Genomic DNA, 18013 nt, shown 5'->3' with positions numbered 1-18013 from the left:
GGGCTGGTGAAGACGATCATTGCTGACGATCACGCCGTGGTTCGGGAAGGTCTGAAGCAGCTTCTGTCGACCGTAGATCAGCTTACAATCGGTGGAGAGGCCGCGGACGGTGAAGCCGTTCACCGGTTGCTGAACGAGAACGCGGCCGATCTTCTCATCCTCGATCTCGGCATGCCGGGCGTGGGCGGGTTTCAGTTCATCGCGAAGCTGAAAGCCGAATGGCCGGAGCTGCGCATTCTCGTTCTCACCGCCAATGTTGAGCCACGTTCGGTTCGGGCCGCGTTTTCCGCTGGCGCGAACGGCTATTTGACCAAGAGCGGCGATCCATCCGAACTCATCGCTGCAATCGATGCTATCAGAAAAGGCAACCTCTATGTGGCGGAGGAGGTTCGCTTTGCGGTGGACCAGCATGACAACCTGAAGGAAACCCCGGAGCCCACGACCGCGATCATATCTCCGGTCACGCTGACAAGGCGTGAGCGGCAAATCCTGGGGATGATCCCTCACGGCGCCACCAGTCGCGACATCGCCAACCGTCTCGGCATTAGCCCGCTGACCGCGCGGAAACATCGCGAGAATCTGATGCGGAAGCTTGATCTGCACAGTGGTGCTGAGTTGACGGCTTACGCAATTCGTCTCGGCCTTCCAGCAGGCTAGCAACGGCAACTCGCGAACGAAGCCGCCGCACGCAACCGGCGTGCGGAGAGGTTTCGATGCAGGAAGACAAGATCCGCGAGGCGCTCGTCGAGCTCCTGTATCGCAATTCCTATGGCGTCGTGGTCGCCAACATTCTCATCTCCCTGGCGGCAGCTTACGTTCTGAGGAGCACTGTATCGGCGAGCTGGCTGGTCGGATGGCTCGGCGCATTGTATCTGCTCACCGCCATTCGCGTCCTGGCGGCGCGCCGGTTCTTCAGCCGAGAGAGAGAGCCTGCGTCCGCGTCGCGATGGGCCTGGCTTGCGGCGGCGTTTTCCTGCGTGTCCGGCCTGCTGTGGGGAGCGCTCGGCTGGGTTGGCTTCCTTCCTCAGGAGCCCGTTCTTTTTTCATTCACGGTCATTGTCTTGACCGGTCTGATCTGCGGCACGGTTCCGTCGCTCTCGGCCTTTCCGCCTGCGCTCGTTGGCTCGATCATCGCGACGGTGCTGCCGATCACGGTGCGCTCGATCACCAATGGAGGTGATATCTCCGGCGCATATCTCGCCTTGCTGGCGGGGCTCGTGGCGATCAATCTCTATTACTGCCGCACAACCTACCAGATGCTGCGTGAGACCATCAGGTTGCGCCTGGAAAATGTCGAGCTGGTTGGCCACCTGGAGCAAGAACGCGACCGCGCGCAAGCCGCCGATCGTGCGAAAACGCGTTTCCTTGCGGCCGCCAGTCATGACCTGCGCCAGCCGATCCATGCCTTGAGCCTGCTGATCGCCACGCTCGCGGCGCTGGGACACCGCGGCGCTGTCCGATCCGACGATGCACGCGACTTGGCCGGCAGGGCAAAATCCATCATCGGCAACCTCGGTGCCCTTCTGAATGGACTGCTCGACATCTCCCGGCTTGATGCCGGCGTCGTCACTGTCGCGAGGGAGACGGTGAATCTCTCCCAGCTTCTCAACCAGCTCAGCAGCGAATTCGCGCCAGCGGCGAAGGAGCGGGGCCTTGATTGGCGTGTTGTTGAAAGCTCTCTCCAGGTGGACAGCGATCCCATGATGCTGAAACGGGTCCTGGGAAATCTGCTGTCGAACGCCTTTCGATACACGACATCCGGAGGCGTTCTGCTCGGCTGCCGCAGGCGCGGCGCTGCCGTGGAAATCCAGATATGGGATACCGGCCCCGGTATCCCCGCGGATCAGCAGGCCGCGGTCTTCGAGGAGTTCGTGCAATTGCAGAACCCGGCGAGGGACCGCACGCAAGGGCTTGGCCTCGGCCTCGCTATCGTTCGCCGCGCTGCCGTACTGCTTCAACATCCCCTGAAACTGGCCTCCGTCCCCGGGCGCGGTTCGATGTTTTCCGTGACAGTCCCGCAAGCCAGTGCGGTCGCGACTGCCTTGCCCGATCACAAGGCATCACCCGCAGGCATCGCCGTCAGCATCATGGTCGTGGAAGACGAGAGGGATGTTCTCGATGTCATGGTGCAGTTGCTGACGCTCCAGGGGCATCGCGTTTATGCCGGCCGTTCCGCCGCCGAGGTGCAGCAAATACATGCAGCGGCAATGATGGCCGGCGATGCACCGGTGGATATGATCATCGCCGACTACCGACTCGGAGATGGTGCGACCGGCCTGGAGGCAATCGAAGCGCTTTGCGCCCACATCGGCCGCTCGGTCCCTGCACTTATCGTGACCGGCGATACCTCGCCGTCGCGCATCAAGGAAGCCACCGCCAGCGGTCACCGCCTTCTGCACAAGCCGATCACCGGCGAGGAATTGCACGAGGCGATCGTTGCCGCCTGTGTTGACGGCAGGGAATCGATCATTCGCTAAAGGCGTTCGGCGCTGATCTCCCACTGCGCGATCAGCCTGCGATGACGCAGGGCGTTTCGATGAGCCGCCTGACTGGCGACGAAATACGACATCTGCCGTATCGCTCGCGCATGAGCCCGACGATATCTATCACCCCGAACAGGACGCGCTTGAACGGCAGCCGGTTGGTCAGTTCGACCGGCGTGGTCTCCGATTGGCGCGCTCCCATCTCTGTTTGGAAGCGCAGTTGGGTCTGCGGGCTGGAAAAAAATTGCCGACAAGAACCACTTCCGACCCGAAAGCGCGCCGGCGCGGTTTGCTCGGAAGCACCGCGCTTGTCGGCGCAATCGTCTCCGCCTCCCTTGTTGTTGGCTTCGCCCCGGTTTTCGCCGCGGGTGGTGACGGCGGCGGCAATCCCGCTTCCGGCGGGGCGGATAGTACCACGACCGCGGGTGACCCTGGCTTGCCGGCTGCTCCGGGACTGGGCGGCGGCGGCGGCGGCGCGGGCCTAGGCCCCGCACCTGCCGGCGCCGGCATAGGTGGCGGCGTTGGCGGAAACGGCGGCAATGGCGCAGCCGGCGGTGCGGCAGGCACCGATGGTACGGCGGGCGGCAATGGCGACGCCGGCGCGGCGGCCGGCGATGGCGGCGGTGGCGGCGGCGGCGGAGGCCTCACGTTTGGAGTCTCCGGGACTTTTAGCGGGCCCAGTTTTACGGCGAGCGCGGGCGGAGCGGGCGGTGCTGGGAACGGGACTGGCGCCGGCGGCGGCGGCGGCGCCGGCGGCGCCAATATCATCGGAAACGGTGCAATCACATTTGACTTCAACCCCGGCAGTCAGCGTTTCGGCGGCGCTGGCGGCGCGGGCGGTGCGAGTGCGGCTGGGCTAGGCGGGTCGGGCGGCTCTGGCGGTGCTGGTTTTATTTTTCCCTCATTCGGCCCAGCCAACAGTGTGACGGTGGACACCGGCTCCCTGCTCAGCGGAGGGGCCGGCGGCGCAGGCGGTGTCGGCGGCGCAGGAACCGGTGCCGGTGGGGCCGGTGGGGTCGGTATTTCGACGGCCAACACCACGATCAACAATATCGGCGGCGCGATCGCCGGTGGCAATGGCGGCGCGGGCTCGACCAACGGCGCTGGTGGCGCCGGCATCATCGGCTCCGACCTCACCATCACCAACAGCGGCGCGATCGCCGGCGGCCTCGCCGGCGATGGTGTGACGCGCGCCAACGCCATCACCTTCACCGGTGGCTCCAATACGCTGGAGCTGCGGGCAGGATCGACCATTACTGGCAACGTGGTGGCGTTCAGCGGTGCCGATACGTTCCGGCTCGGCGGCGGCACGAATGCGACGTTTGACGTGTCCACCATAGGCGCGGCGGCCCAATATCGCGGCTTCGGCATTTTCGAGAAAGCGGGCTCCAGTACCTGGACGCTGACCGGCACGAACGTCTTTAGCGGCACGACGGTCGTCAATCGTGGGACACTGCTAGCCGGCAATGCCGGCGCGTTCAGCGCCACCAGCGCGATGACGATCATCAGCGGCGGCGCCGTCAACCTCAACGGCTTTTCGCAGACGATCAATACGGTGGCGCTGGCGGGCGGCACGCTAACCAACGGGTTCTTGACCGGTGCGGTGACCTCGATCGGCGGCACGCTGAACAATCTTGGCGGCAGCATGAGCCTGACGACGAATAGCACCAACACCAGCTTGTTAGGCGCTAACACCTATACGGGCGCCACGACCATCAACGGCGGAACGCTGTCGGGTGGTAGCGCCAATTCGTTCAGCGCCGCCAGCGCGATGACGATCAATGGCGGCACCGTCAATCTCGGTGGCACGGCGCAGACCATCAACAACGTGGCGCTGGCGGGCGGCGTGCTGAAGAACGGTTCCCTGACCGGCACAGTCACCTCGACTGGCGGCGGGGTCGGCGGTCTCGGCGGCAGCATGAGCCTGGTCGCGAATGGCGGCACTACGGTCGTCAACCCCGGCAACACCTATGCCGGCACAACCACGGTCAAGAACGGTGCCCTTCTGTTCGTCCCTGGCGACAATGCGTTCAGCGCGGCCAGCGCGGTGACGATCAACAGCGGCGGCACCTTCCTTCTCTCCGGCTCCGCGCAGACCATCAACATGGTGGCACTGGCAGGCGGATCGCTGGAGTCGGGCAACCTGACCGGCGCGGTGACCTCGACGGGTGGCACGCTGATCAACATGTTCGGCAGCATGAGCCTGACCGCGAACGGCGGCATCACCACCGTGGGCGGCTTCAGTAGCGGCTATACCGGTGCGACCACGGTCAACAACGGCGCAACCCTGCTCGGCGGCGTCGCCAACGGGTTGAGTGCCGACAGCGCGACGACGATCAACTCCGGCGGTACGGTCGATCTCGGCGGCTTCGCGCAAACCATCAATAATGTGGCGCTGGCGGGCGGCGGGCTGAGCCACGGCTTGTTGACCGGTGCGGTGACCTCCACCGGCGGAGCGATCGCCAGCGTCGGGGGCAGCATGAGCCTGACCGCGAATGGCGGCCTAACGGCGTTCTTGTTCGGCAACACCTATACCGGCGCCACCACGGTCAACAACGGCGCCACCCTGTTCAGCATCGTCGACAATTCGTTCAGCGCCGCCAGCGCGATGACGATCAACACCGGCGGCACCGTCAATCTCGGCGGCACTGCGCAGACCATCAATGCGGTGGCGCTGGCAGGCGGGACGCTGAAGAGTGGCTTGTTGAACGGCACGGTGACCTCGACCGGCGGCACGCTGGACGGCCTCAGCGGGGGCATGAGCCTGACGACGACTGGCGGCCACACCACGGTGACCAGCCCCAATGCCTATACCGGCGCCACCACCGTGAATGGCGGCGTGTTGTCGGTCAACGGTTCGATCACCAGCGACGTGACCGTCAATGCCGGCGGAACGCTCGGCGGCAACGGCACCGTCGGCAACACCACCATCAATGGCGGGGCGTTGGCGCCCGGCGATTCGATCGGCCTGCTCACGGTGCAAGGCAACCTCGTCTTCACCGTGGCTGCGAGCTACATGGTGGAAGTTTCGCCGGTCAGCGCCGACCGCACCAACGTCACGGGGACGGCAACGCTTGGCGACGCGACCGTGAATGCGAGCTTTGCGCCGGGCACCTATGTCGCGAAGCAATACACCATCGTCAATGCGAGCAGCGGGGTGCACGGCAAATTTTCGGCGCTGGTCAATACCGATCTGCCGTCGGGCTTCACGGCAAGTCTCAGCTACGGCACCGACGATGCGTATCTCGATCTCGCGCTCAGCTTCGTTCCACCGCCGGGCACGGGTCTCAAGGCCAACCAGCAGAACGTCGGCAATGCCCTCGTCAACTTCTTTAACTCGACAGGTGGCATCCCGATGGTGTTTGGCGCGCTGACGCCGGCAGGACTGACGCAGCTTTCCGGCGAGGCCGGCACCGGCTCGCAGCAAGCCACCTTCAACGCGATGAACCAGTTCATGGGCGCGATGACCGATCCGTTCGTCGCAGGCCGCGGCGATGGTCTCCCGGCTGTCGGCATGGCTGCCGGTTACGCCGACGAGGAAGCGTTGGCCTACACGCAAAAGCGCCGTCCGGACGACGCGCTTGCTGCGATCACCACCAAGGCGCCGCCGATCGTGCCGAGCTTCCAGCAGCGCTGGAGCGTGTGGGCGGCGGGCTTTGGCGGGTCGCAGACCACCGACGGCAATGCGGCACTCGGCTCGAACAGCGCCACGAGCAGCCTCTATGGCACGGCGGTCGGCGCCGACTATCGCGTATCGCCGGATACGCTCGTCGGTTTTGCGCTCGCCGGTGGCGGCACCAATTTCTCGGTTGCAAATAACCTCGGCGGCGGTCGCTCGGATCTGTTCCAGGCCGGCGCGTTCATGCGTCACAGCGCCGGCGCGGCGTACCTCTCCGCTGCTCTGGCTTATGGCTGGCAGGACATCACCACCGATCGCACGGTCACGGTCGCCGGCACCGACCGCCTGCGCGCCGAGTTCAAGGCAAATGCCTGGTCGGGTCGGCTTGAGGGTGGCTACCGCTTCGTCGGCCACGGATTTGGCCTCACGCCTTATGCCGCCGGCCAGTTCACGACCTTCGATCTGCCCGCCTACGCCGAAGCGGCCATCGCCGGCAGCAACATCTTTGCGCTGGCCTACAATTCGAAAAGCGTCACCGATACCCGCAGCGAGCTCGGCCTGCGCACCGACAAATCCTTCGCTTTACGGGGCGGTGTGCTGACCCTGCGCGGCCGCGCGGCGTGGGCACATGATTTCAATCCGGACCGCAGCATCAGTGCGACCTTCCAGACGCTGCCCGGCGCGAGCTTCGTCGTCAACGGCGCCGCGCAGGCCTCCAACTCCGCGCTTGTCACCGGCGCGGCCGAGATGAAATGGCTCAACGGCTGGTCCACCGCGGCGACCTTCGAGGGTGAATTCTCCAATGTGACCCGCTCCTGCGCCGGCAAAGGTGTCGCGCGATATCAGTGGTGAGCAGCGCCTTGCCGGGCCAAACCGACAAGAAGGTGATTTGAACATGGCAATTTTCGATAGCTCCCGCGTCCGCCGACCAGCGCCACCCCTCAAGGCGTGGACATTCGCTGTCCTGGCTGGCTTCGGCATTTTGCATGTCGTCGGAGCATACATGCTGCATCACGCGCCGAGTATCCGACCCATCGAAACAGCAACTATAGCGGCCGACGGCGACTAGGTAGATTGGCTCTGTTGTCACTTGCGTGAGTTCGGATGGCCCCGCGCTGTCCGGCTATTGACGGCGGTCACCATTTTCAAGGAAGCGATACCATGTCAGACATTGCGGTCTATCTGGTGCTGAGTGCGGCGGTTTTTGCCGGCGCGTTCGTGTCGGGCCTTTCCGGATTCGCTTTCTCGGCGGTCGCCGGCGCCATCCTGCTACACGTTTTTCCGCCCATGGAAGCTGTGCCGTTGATGATGGCTTGCAGCATCACCGTACAAGCGGCCAATCTGTTTGCGCTACGGAAAAGCATGCAATGGAAGACCAGCCTCGTTTTCATCGCTGGTGGACTCTTGGGCATTCCGATTGCGATCTATCTCCTCCAGAATGTGGATATCGGGATCTTCAGACTGGGCTTTGGACTTCTCGTATCGCTTTACGCTGCTTATGCCTTGTTGCGGCCAACGGCTGCCTATTTGCGTCAGATGGACAGCCGGAGCAGCAACGCGCTGGTGGGATTTGGTGGCGGGCTGGTCGGTGGGTTGACGGCGATGCCCGGCGCACTTCCTGCGATCTGGTGCGATATCCATGGTCTCCCGAAAACCCAGCAGCGCGGCCTGGTTCAGCCCTACATCGGCGTCATGCAGCTTTTCGCCCTCGCTCTCATGCTTTCGCACCACAGCCTGTCGTTGAAGGTCTTGATCGACTTCGGCATTTCCTTGCCCGCCTTGGCTGCCGGAACGGCTGTTGGGATCGTCCTGTTCGGACGGATCAACGAAGCCGCCTTCAAACGGATCATCCTGGGCTTGTTGCTGTTTTCGGGACTCTGCCTTGTGATCTAGAGCGGCGCGTCATGGTAAGCGAACGCAGTCTCTTGCGGGACTAGGCATGCAGCTCCCTTGACCCGATCAGGCTTCTTGGATTGATTGGACGATCCGACGCCGCGGCGCCGTCAGCAGACCGACGTCAGCAATTGTAAGCAGCCATGTATCTCGGCATCGATCTCGGCACCTCGGCGGTCAAGACCGTTCTCGTCGACGGCGCGCAGCGCGTGATTGCGAGCGAGAGCCGGGCCTTGACGATTGCATCGCCGCAGCCGGGCTATTTCGAGCAGGATCCCGCGCAGTGGCTCGAGGCGACCTTTGCGACGCTGGACGCCCTGAAGGCGTCGCACGGAAAAGAGCTGGCAGCGGTCGAAGGCATCGGGCTGTCCGGCCAGATGCATGGCGCCACGCTGCTTGATGCGAGCGAAAAGCCGTTGCGGCCTTGCATTCTCTGGAACGACGGACGCTCCGCCGCGGAGTGCCGCATCCTGGAGCAGCGCTGGCCCGAATTGCGTGCGATCACGGGTAACAAGGCGATGCCCGGATTCACCGCGCCAAAACTGCTCTGGATCGCCGCGCACGAGCCCGAGATTTTTGCGGCGACGACCCGCGTCCTGATGCCGAAGGCCTATCTGCGGCTGGTACTATCAGGCGAGGCGATCGAGGATGTCTCGGACGCGTCGGGATCGCTGTGGCTCGACGCGGCGGGCCGGGACTGGTCGGATGCGGCGCTGGCTGCGACCGGCCTGTCGCGCGCGCACATGCCGCGCCTGGTCGAGGGGTGCGCGCCGGCAGTCACATTGCGCAGCGAACTGGCGCAGCGCTGGGGCATGCCGAGGTGCCCGATGATCGCGGGCGGCGCTGGCGACAATCCGGCGGGTGCCATCGGCATCGGCGCAATCAGGCCCGGAACCGCGTTCATCTCGCTGGGAACCTCAGGCGCCTTGCTGGCGCCGACCAGCCACATCGCCGCCAACCCGGATCGCGTGGTCCACACGTTCTGCCATGCCATCCCTGGAATGTGGATCCAGGCCGGCGCGATCCTCTCGGCGGCCTCGTGTCTGGCCTGGGCCGCGCGGCTGTTCGGCGTCCCTGAAACCGAGCTGCTGGCGCCACTGGGGGCGCGCCCGCAGGCGCCGTCTCCCGTGAGCTTCCTGCCTTATCTCGCCGGCGAGCGGACACCGCATGACGACCCCGTCGTGCGCGGCATGCTCGATGGCTTGAGCCACGGCACCGACCGCGCGGCGATCGTGCAGGCCGTGCTCGAGGGCGTCGCCTTCGCGCTCGCCGATTGCCGGGACGCGCTCGCTGATGCCGGCATTGCGGTGACCGAAGCCGATGTCATCGGCGGCGGTTCGCGGTCCCGGTTCTGGCTGTCGGTGCTGGCCAATGTTCTCAATGTTCCGATCCATCGCTTTGCCGACGGTGAAACCGGCGCGGCGTTCGGTGCGGCGAGATTGGGGCGGCTTGCTGTCACCGGCGAGGCAATCGAAACCGTCTGCACGCCTCCGCAACGCGTCGAGACTTTCGAACCCGATCGCGCGCTGGTCGAATCCTATGCCGAGCGGCTTCCCGCCTGGCGCCAACTGTATCGGCCGCGCCACTAACTTCGCGTCTGGTCCGCATTTCTGCCTGTTCGCTGTTGCCCTGCGCGACGGCCTTTTGTTTAATGGGTGAACCGCGCTTACAAAACGAGATGCGGACAGAAAACGCATTGTGCGCCGGGAGGCACGATGAACGATCCGATCCTCGAGATGCGGGGAGTTTCAAAATCCTTCTTCGGCATCAAGGCGCTGCGCACGGTCGACCTGACCGTCTACGCCGGCGAAATCCATGCCTTGATGGGCGAGAACGGTGCCGGCAAATCGACCCTGATGAAAATCCTGTCGGGTGCCTACCGGCCCGATCCCGGCGGCGAGATCCGCATCGAGGGCAAGCCGGCGCGCATCGAAGGCCCGCTTGGCGGCCGTGCCGCGGGCATCTCGATCATCTATCAGGAACTGTCTTTGGCCCCCAATCTGAGCGTTGCGGAGAATATTTATCTCGGCCGCGAGATCTCGCGTTCAGGTTTGCTGGCGCGCGGCACCATGCGCGAGGGCGTCGGCCCGATCCTGGAGCGGCTGGGGGCGGACTTCCTGCCGTCGACATTGGTCGCGCATCTCTCCATGGGACAGCGCCAGCTGGTCGAGATCGCGCGTGCGCTGCACGCGCGCTCGAAAATCCTGATCATGGACGAGCCGACCACCGCGCTGTCAGCCGGCGAAAGCGAGCGGCTGTTTGCGCTGATCCGTCAGCTCCGTGCCGAGGGGCTTGCCATCATTTACATCTCGCACCGCATGGACGAGGTCTATGCGCTTGGTGACCGTGTCACCGTGCTGCGCGACGGCCGCCTGGTCGGCTCGCTCGACAAGCAGGACATCCGCGCCGACGCCATCGTTCGCATGATGGTCGGGCGCGACGTCTCCTCCTTCTACAAGAAGGATCATGATCCCGAGGCCGGGAAGGGGCACCCCGTGCTCAGCGCTAGCGACATGGCCGACGGGCTGCGCGTCAAGGGTTGCTCGCTTACCGTGCATGCGGGCGAGGTGGTGGGGCTTGCCGGCCTGATCGGCGCTGGCCGGACCGAGCTTGCGCATCTCATCATCGGCGCGGCGCCCAAAATTTCGGGCCGTCTCGAGCTCGAAGGCCAGCCAGTCGACATCCGCACGCCCGGCGAAGCGCTCGAGGCCGGCATCGCCTATCTGACGGAAGACAGGAAGGCGCTTGGCCTGTTCCTGGACATGTCGTGTCTGGACAACATCAATCTCGCCGTGCTCGGACGCGATGCCAAGCTCGGCTGTTTCCTGGATCGCGACAAGGCGCGCGAGCGTGCCGACAGGGCCTTCACGGGGCTCAGCATCCGCGCCGCTAATGTTGGTGTCCCCGCGGGTGGCTTGTCCGGCGGCAACCAGCAAAAGGTGCTGTTGTCGCGGCTGCTCGCCATTGCGCCGAAGGTGCTGATCCTCGACGAGCCGACGCGCGGCGTTGACGTCGGCGCCAAGTCGGAGATCTATTCCATCATCGACAATCTCGCCAAGACCGGCACCGCGATCCTCGTCATTTCGTCCGATCTGCCTGAAATCATCGGTATCTGTGATCGCGTCCTCGTGATGCGGTCGGGGCATATCGCGGGCGAGGTCAGGCGAACCGAGACGGCGCCTTTGACTCAGGAAGACATCATGGCCCTCGCCACGGGGACGGAGCATCTCGATGCCTGACAACGGATCGACACCGGCGAGGGCCGCCACGGCAAACGGCCTGGCCGCCGCGCAGGAGACCAAGCGACAGCGCATCAGGCTTCTGATCCGCGCAGCCGGCATGCTGCCGGTACTGCTGCTGCTCTGCGTCGGCTTTCACTATTTGTCGGAGGGCCGATTCTTCACCGGCCAAAATCTCGGCATCGTCCTGCAACAGGCCGCCGTCAATACCGTGCTGGCCGCTGGCATGACCTTCGTCATTCTCACCGGCGGCATCGATCTCTCGGTCGGCTCGATCCTGGCGGCATCGGCGATGGCGGGCCTGACGATGTCCAAACTGCCCGAGCTGAGCGCACTGTGGCTGCCGGCCGCGGTTCTCACCGGCCTCGGCTTCGGAATCGTCAATGGCGCGCTGATCGCGCTGCTGCGCTTGCCACCCTTCATCGTCACGCTGGGCTCGCTGACTGCCGTGCGCGGTCTGGCGCGGCTGCTCGGCGCCGACACGACGGTGTTCAATCCATCCATTCCCTACGCGTTCATCGGCAACGGATCGCTGACGCTCGTGCCCGGCGTGGCGTCGATCCCATGGCTCTCGGTGATCGCTCTGCTCGTCATCCTGGCGTCGTGGCTCGTGCTGCGCCGGACCGTGCTCGGCGTGCATATCTATGCGGTGGGCGGCAATGAGAGTGCGGCACGGCTTGCCGGCATCAAGGTCTGGGCCGTCGTGATCTTCGTCTATGGCGTGTCGGGATTGTTGGCCGGGTTGGGCGGCGCCATGCAGGCAGCGAGGCTCTACGCGGCAAACGGTCTGCAGCTCGGGCAAAGCTACGAGCTCGACGCCATCACCGCAGTCATTCTCGGCGGTACGTCCTTTGTCGGCGGCATCGGCTCGATCTGGGGGACGCTGGTCGGCGCGCTGATCATCGCCGTGCTCTCGAATGGCCTGATCCTCACGGGCGTCTCCGACATCTGGCAATATGTGATCAAGGGTCTGGTGATCATCGGCGCCGTCGCGCTGGATCGCTATCGGCTGCAAGGCTCTGCGAGAACCTAAAAGGCTCCGAGCGCACATGAATGCGCGCTGCGTGATACGAGATTCCGTTACGGCAACTGGTCTGCCGTGCCGGATTAAGGACAGACCAGGGAGGAAGCCAATGTTGAAGATGACCATGCTCGCCGGCGCCGCGATGGCGCTTGCCCTGACCACCGCGCCGTCCTCTGCCAAGGAGCTCAAGTCGATCGGCGTTTCGCTCGGTTCGATGGGCAACCCGTTCTTCGTCGCGCTGTCGAAGGGCGCCGAGTTCGAGGCCAAGAAGGCCAACCCCAATGTGAAGATCACCACCGTCGGCTTCGAATACGACCTCGGCAAGCAGGTTACCCAGATCGACAATTTCATCGCCGCCGGCGTCGACCTGATCCTGTTGAACCCCGGCGATCCCAAGGCGATCGGGCCGGCGATCAAGAAGGCGCAGGCGGCGGGTATCGTCGTCGTCGCGGTCGACACCGCGGCCGAAGGCGCCGATGCCACCGTGACCACGAACAACGTCCAGGCCGGCGAGATTTCCTGCCAGTACATCGTCGACAAGCTGGGCGGCAAGGGCGATGTCATCATCGAGAATGGGCCGCAGGTCTCCGCCGTGATCGACCGCGTCACCGGCTGCAAGAACGTCTTCTCGAAGAATGCGGGGATCAAGGTGTTGTCCAGCGACCAGGACGCGAAGGGCTCGCGCGAGGGCGGCCTCACGGTCGCGCAAGGTTATCTGACGCGCTTCCCCAAGATCGACGCCATCTTCGCCATCAACGATCCGCAAGCGATCGGCACCGACCTTGCGGCGCGCCAGCAGAACCGCAGCGGCATCATCATCACCGCTGTCGACGGCGCGCCGGATATCGAGGCATCGCTGAAGGATCCGGCGTCGCCGCAGATTCAGGCGTCAGCGTCGCAGGACCCGTTCTTCATGGCGCGGCGCGCCGTGCAGCTCGGCGTCGGCATTCTCAACGGGCAGAAGCCGGCCTCGACCGTCGAGCTGCTGCCGTCGAAGCTCGTGACCCGCGACAATATCGCGGAGTACAAGGGCTGGACCTCGGACCGCTCGCAGTAGCACGGGCTGCAAGGGGCGGTGATCTTCTGGCAAGATCGCCGCCCACTTACCCTCGCTGGCCCGCGATCTTCGGCACCGTCAGCGCCATTGGCACCGCAACGGCGAAAATCGCGGCGCCCATGAGCCACACGAGCCCGGTCCAGCCTGGCCGCGACAGGGCGTAAATCCCGCCGAAGACGAGCGGGCCGAAGATGGCGGCGAGGCTGACGAAGCTTGCGACAACGCCTTGCAATTGGCCCTGGCGTTCGCCATCGACGGCCCTCGACTGGAGCGCGCGCAGTGCGGGCGCGCTGATGCCGCCGAACGCGATCAGCGGGATCAGCGCGAACGCGATCCAGCTCGCTTGCGCGAAGGCGAGCACGACGAGGGCGATGGCCTCGCAGGAGATGCCGAGAAGCAGCGTGCCGCGTTCGCCGAGCCATCCTGTCAGCGGCGCAATGGCGAAGGCCTGCACCAGGGCGACCAGTGCGCCGAAGATGCCGAGCGAAATGCCGATATCGGTCGCGGTCCAGTGGAAGCGATCCGTGACGAAGAGCACCCAGACCGTGCTGTAGGTCTGGCCGACGAGACTGACGAGAAGAAACACGAGCAGCAGCGGGATCAGGGTGCGAAAGGTCATCGCCCAGCGCAGCGGGGCGAACGGGTCCAGCGTCCGCCATTCGAACGGCTTGCGCTCGGTCCGGTGCGTCTCCGGGAGAACGAACAGCGCAATCAGGACGTTCGCGCTGCTCAGCGCGGCAGCGGCAAGAAACGGGGCGCGCAGCGAGATGTCGCCGAGCATGCCGCCGATGACAGGACCGATGACGAAGCCGGCGCCGAAGCAGGCGTGGAACAGGCCGAAGCGGCGGGCGCGCATCGCCTCCGGCGTGATGTCCGCGATGGTCGCGGTGATCATCGCCACGCCGGCTGCCGTCAGACCGGCGATGGTGCGGCTGACGAACAGGAGCCACAAATAGGGCGTGAAGGCCATGACCAGATAGTCGATGGTCGAGCCGGCAACGGCGAGCAGCAGCACCGGCCGGCGGCCGAGCCGGTCCGACAGGACGCCGAGCACCGGCGTGACGACGAATTGCGTGAGTGCGTGCAGCGCCAGCAGCGTCCCGTAGAGCGCCGACACGTTGTCGGTGCTGGCCATGGCGCGCAGCAGATTTGGCAGCGTCGGAAAGATCAGCGCAATGCCTGATGCCTCGAGGGCGGCGCAGGCGAGGATGGCGACCAGCGGCCGGCTCATGGGATTCTACGGCCCGTCAGTCAGCCGATACACCTTCCGTGAGAGCGGACGATGCAAGCGGTGGAGCCTCTGTCCAGCGGATGGCATCGGCAATATCAGATGCCGCCCATTTGGCGTGCGCTGCTTCCACCGCCCGAGCGACGGCCTCGTCATCTTCAGGCGCCATCGCGGTCAGGAGATCCGGGCGCTGGCGCTGCGCGATCGCGAGATAGGGATCATTGGGGATCGGGTGCCAGAGCCAATAGGCCGCGGGCTGCTCTGCTGTGAAGCCATCGACGTGGGTCGCGATCTCTTGTGTGAACTCGGACGCGGCCGCCTGCGCGGGCATCCAGGTCCGGTACTCGATCGGAGCGAGGATGTTCATCGAAAAGCCTGCGGCGTCGCGGCGTGAGGCAAAGCCGGGCAGAACCAGCGTGCCGGTCCGGGCATAGCGCGCCGGTCCGGGTGGATAGCGGAAGTCGGAATCGTGGGTCTTGACGGTGATGCCGGCGTATTTGGCGCTGGGGTAGACGTCCACCACCATGAAGACGACGCCGTTGTTCTGAAGCACCCTGGAGATCTCGGCTCCGGTGTTGCGTCTTGCAAACGCAATCGGCGTGGCCGCGGTCGCGCTCCGCCCCGCTGAGATCCAGCGTTCGGTCGGCGTTGGCTGGCGTCCGATCGAATAGACGAAGCCGACGTTGAAGCCGCGATCCCTGAGGTGGGCCGCGAACAGTTCGAGACTGCCGATGTGGGGCACGGCAATGATGCAGCCATTGCGGGATTTCGAAAGCGCCCGCGCGAGACGATTGAGCGCCTTTTTCGGGATCCTGGCCTCACAGCCAATCGCCCTGTCGCGATCCTGCTGCAGATTGGCAAGGTCGAACAGGACGGTGACCCAGGCCGCCAATCCGTCGATCACATGATCGGTCGTCGCGGTGCCGCGGCGAATGATGCTCTGGCGCAGAAACATGTTGTTACCCATCGTGCTCGGGAGGCGCGCGATCACGCTTGCGATCTCGCGCGCGACATCCACCTGACGCGCGACGGGGACGATGGGGGCCAGACCGTCGACGAGGTTCACGACCGCGGCCTGGATATCTCCGTGCTCACGGGAAAAGGGGCGCGGACTGGACTCGCGCCGTTCGGTGCCTGCTGCTGTTTCCCGGAACGTCACCTGAACCTCAAAACCCGTCAAATCATGCGGGAAAATCTCACCACACAAGTGTTACCAGCTTCTCAAGGTCTCCCTTGAATCGGCGGCCGTGTCCTCGGTCCCCCGAGCCAAAATCCTCGAAAAAAGAACGGTGTAGCGCGGTAGTGGGTTGACCCCGGCGAACGATATGTCAGAGAGAGGGACGGGTTTCGGACTGAGCTGGAAGCCGGCGTCCCGCCGGGGCATTTTGGGAGCAGTTGCGGATATGGCTGAGCGGGTCGCTCTCATCACCGGCGTGACCGGCCAGGACGGCGCCTATCTTGCCGAACATCTGCTGTCGCTCGGCTATGTCGTGCACGGCATCAAGCGGCGCTCGTCCTCCTTCAACACCGCACGCGTCGACCATCTCTACCAGGATCCGCATGTCGGCAACGTGCCGTTCCTGATGCATTACGGCGACATGACGGATTCGACCAATCTGATCCGCCTGGTGCAGCAGATCCGGCCGACCGAGATCTACAATCTTGCCGCCCAAAGCCACGTCGCCGTCAGCTTCGAAAGCCCCGAATACACCGCCAACGCCGACGCCATCGGCGTGCTGCGCCTCCTGGAAGCGATCCGCATCCTCGGCATGGAGAAGGAGACGCGGTTCTACCAGGCCTCGACGTCCGAGCTCTACGGCCTGGTGCAGGAGATCCCGCAGAAGGAGACGACGCCGTTCTATCCGCGCTCGCCTTACGGGGTCGCAAAGCTCTACGGCTACTGGATCACCGTGAACTACCGCGAAGCCTACGGCATGTTTGCCTCGAACGGCATCCTGTTCAATCATGAGAGCCCGATCCGCGGCGAGACCTTCGTCACGCGCAAGATCACGCGCGGCGTGGCGCGCATCGAAGTCGGTCTCGAGGAGACGCTCTATCTCGGCAATCTCGAGGCCAAGCGCGACTGGGGCCACGCCAGGGATTATATCGAAGGCATGCACATGATCCTGCAGGCCGACAAGCCCGACGATTTCGTGCTCGCCACCGGCGAGACGCGCTCGGTGCGCGAGATGGTCGAGCTGTCCTTTGCGCAGGTCGGCCGTCGCGTCGAATGGCGCGGCGCAGGCGTCGACGAGACCGGCATCGATGCCAAGAGCGGCAAGACGGTGGTGAAGATCGATCCGACCTACTTCCGTCCGACCGAGGTCGATCTGCTCATCGGCGACGCCAGCAAGGCGCTAAAAGTGCTCGGCTGGAAACCGAAGCGGACCTTTGCGCAGCTCGTCGAGGAGATGGTGGCCAGCGATCTGGCCGAGGCCAAACGGGACATTGCAAATGGCAAGCGCACCGTTTGAGCTGAAGGGCAAAAGCGTCTACGTCGCCGGCCATCGCGGCATGGTCGGTGCCGCGCTAGTACGCCGGCTGGCGCGCGAGGATGTCAAGCTTGTCACGGTGGACCGGCGTGAGGTCGATCTCTGCAACCAGGCCGCGGTGTTCGACTGGTTCGCGAAGGTGCGGCCGCAGGTGATCTTCCTCGCCGCAGCAAAAGTCGGCGGCATCGTCGCCAACAACACGCTGCGTGCCGAATTCATCTACGACAACATCGCGATCGCCGCGAACGTGATTCAGGCCGCCCATCAAAACCACGCTGAAAAGCTGATGTTCCTCGGCTCGTCCTGCATCTATCCGAGGCTCGCACCGCAGCCTCTGCGCGAGGATTCCGTGCTGACCGGCGCGCTGGAGCTGACCAACGAGCCTTACGCCATTGCCAAGATCGCCGGCATCAAGATGGCGGAGGCCTATCGCAGCCAGTATGGCTCTGACTTCATCAGCGTGATGCCGACCAATCTCTACGGCCCCGGCGATAATTATCACCCCGAGCTGAGCCACGTCGTCGCCGCGCTGATCCGCCGCTTTCACGAGGCGAAAGTAGCGGGCGCGAAGAGCGTCGTGGTCTGGGGCACCGGCACGCCGCGGCGCGAGTTCCTCTATGTCGACGACATGGCGGACGCTTGCGTGCATCTGATGAAGTCATATTCCGGCGCGGACCTGATCAACATCGGCACCGGCGAGGACATCGCGATCTCCGAGTTCGCCCGCGTGGTCGCCGAGATCGTCGGCTATCGCGGCGAGATCACTTACGACACCTCGCGCCCCGACGGCACGCCGCGCAAGCTGCTCGATATCGGCCGTCTGGAAAAGCTCGGCTGGCGCGCGACGACGTCGCTTCACGATGGCTTGAAGAAAGCCTATGCGGCGTACCAGGCCGCCATGATCATCCCCGCGCAATCGTAGGAACCATCGCTCCCAGCACGAGTTGGCCGATCGGGTGGGTAACACACGAGGTCAAC

The 18013-nt window shown here is 64.6% G+C and carries 12 protein-coding genes; 10 read left to right on the top strand and 2 right to left on the bottom strand.

Annotation, left to right across the window (positions count from 1 at the left end; translation table 11 throughout):
* The first annotated feature begins 6 nt into the window (after nt 1-6).
* The 8 genes from V1280_RS10775 (at nt 7) to V1280_RS10740 (ending at nt 13315) form a co-directional block, all read left to right on the top strand.
* Nucleotides 7-657: a response regulator transcription factor gene (locus tag V1280_RS10775; protein WP_334522847.1), complete on the top strand. Its 651-nt coding sequence runs from the start codon at nt 7-9 to the stop codon at nt 655-657.
* Between the two features lie 209 nt (nt 658-866).
* Entirely contained in the window at nt 867-2477 is a 1611-nt protein-coding gene (locus V1280_RS10770) for a hybrid sensor histidine kinase/response regulator (protein WP_334522844.1), read from the top strand.
* A 442-nt stretch (nt 2478-2919) separates the two neighbouring features.
* A complete protein-coding gene (locus V1280_RS10765; protein ID WP_334522842.1) occupies nt 2920-6954 on the top strand; it encodes an autotransporter domain-containing protein in 4035 nt (1344 codons plus the stop codon).
* A gap of 309 nt (nt 6955-7263) precedes the next feature.
* A complete protein-coding gene (locus V1280_RS10760; RefSeq protein ID WP_334522839.1) occupies nt 7264-7995 on the top strand; it encodes a sulfite exporter TauE/SafE family protein in 732 nt (243 codons plus the stop codon).
* A gap of 143 nt (nt 7996-8138) precedes the next feature.
* Nucleotides 8139-9584, top strand: coding sequence for a xylulokinase (gene xylB, locus V1280_RS10755; protein WP_334522836.1), 1446 nt, complete (start codon nt 8139-8141; stop codon nt 9582-9584).
* A gap of 126 nt (nt 9585-9710) precedes the next feature.
* Entirely contained in the window at nt 9711-11234 is a 1524-nt protein-coding gene (locus V1280_RS10750; RefSeq protein WP_334522833.1) for a sugar ABC transporter ATP-binding protein, read from the top strand.
* On the top strand, nt 11227-12267 hold the full coding sequence (locus V1280_RS10745; RefSeq protein WP_334522830.1) for an ABC transporter permease subunit: 1041 nt from the start codon (nt 11227-11229) through the stop codon (nt 12265-12267). The genes V1280_RS10750 and V1280_RS10745 overlap by 8 nt, the downstream gene beginning before the upstream one ends.
* A gap of 100 nt (nt 12268-12367) precedes the next feature.
* Nucleotides 12368-13315 (top strand): ABC transporter substrate-binding protein, encoded by a 948-nt coding sequence (locus tag V1280_RS10740; RefSeq protein ID WP_334522827.1) that lies wholly within the window; start codon nt 12368-12370, stop codon nt 13313-13315.
* A gap of 46 nt (nt 13316-13361) precedes the next feature.
* Here the strand turns inward: V1280_RS10740 and V1280_RS10735 are convergent, their stop codons facing one another.
* Together V1280_RS10735 and V1280_RS10730 are read right to left on the bottom strand one after the other, a co-directional pair.
* Nucleotides 13362-14546, bottom strand: a complete 1185-nt coding sequence (locus V1280_RS10735; protein ID WP_334522824.1) for a TCR/Tet family MFS transporter — start codon at nt 14544-14546, stop codon at nt 13362-13364.
* Nucleotides 14547-14562: 16 nt separating this feature from the next.
* Nucleotides 14563-15609 (bottom strand): lysophospholipid acyltransferase family protein, encoded by a 1047-nt coding sequence (locus V1280_RS10730; RefSeq protein WP_334522821.1) that lies wholly within the window; start codon nt 15607-15609, stop codon nt 14563-14565.
* Between the two features lie 337 nt (nt 15610-15946).
* On the opposite strand from V1280_RS10730, the gene gmd reads away from it, so the two are divergent.
* Nucleotides 15947-17017 (top strand): GDP-mannose 4,6-dehydratase, encoded by a 1071-nt coding sequence (gene gmd / locus V1280_RS10725; RefSeq protein WP_334522818.1) that lies wholly within the window; start codon nt 15947-15949, stop codon nt 17015-17017.
* On the top strand, nt 16998-17957 hold the full coding sequence (gene fcl / locus V1280_RS10720) for a GDP-L-fucose synthase (protein WP_334522815.1): 960 nt from the start codon (nt 16998-17000) through the stop codon (nt 17955-17957). The genes gmd and fcl overlap by 20 nt, the downstream gene beginning before the upstream one ends.
* Nucleotides 17958-18013: the final 56 nt, after the last annotated feature.

The organism is Bradyrhizobium sp. AZCC 2230, from assembly GCF_036924495.1.
GTDB classification, from domain to species: domain Bacteria; phylum Pseudomonadota; class Alphaproteobacteria; order Rhizobiales; family Xanthobacteraceae; genus Bradyrhizobium; species Bradyrhizobium rifense.
The sequence above is the reverse complement of the archived record's forward strand: the minus strand, read 5'-3'. Positions and strand labels throughout refer to the sequence as shown.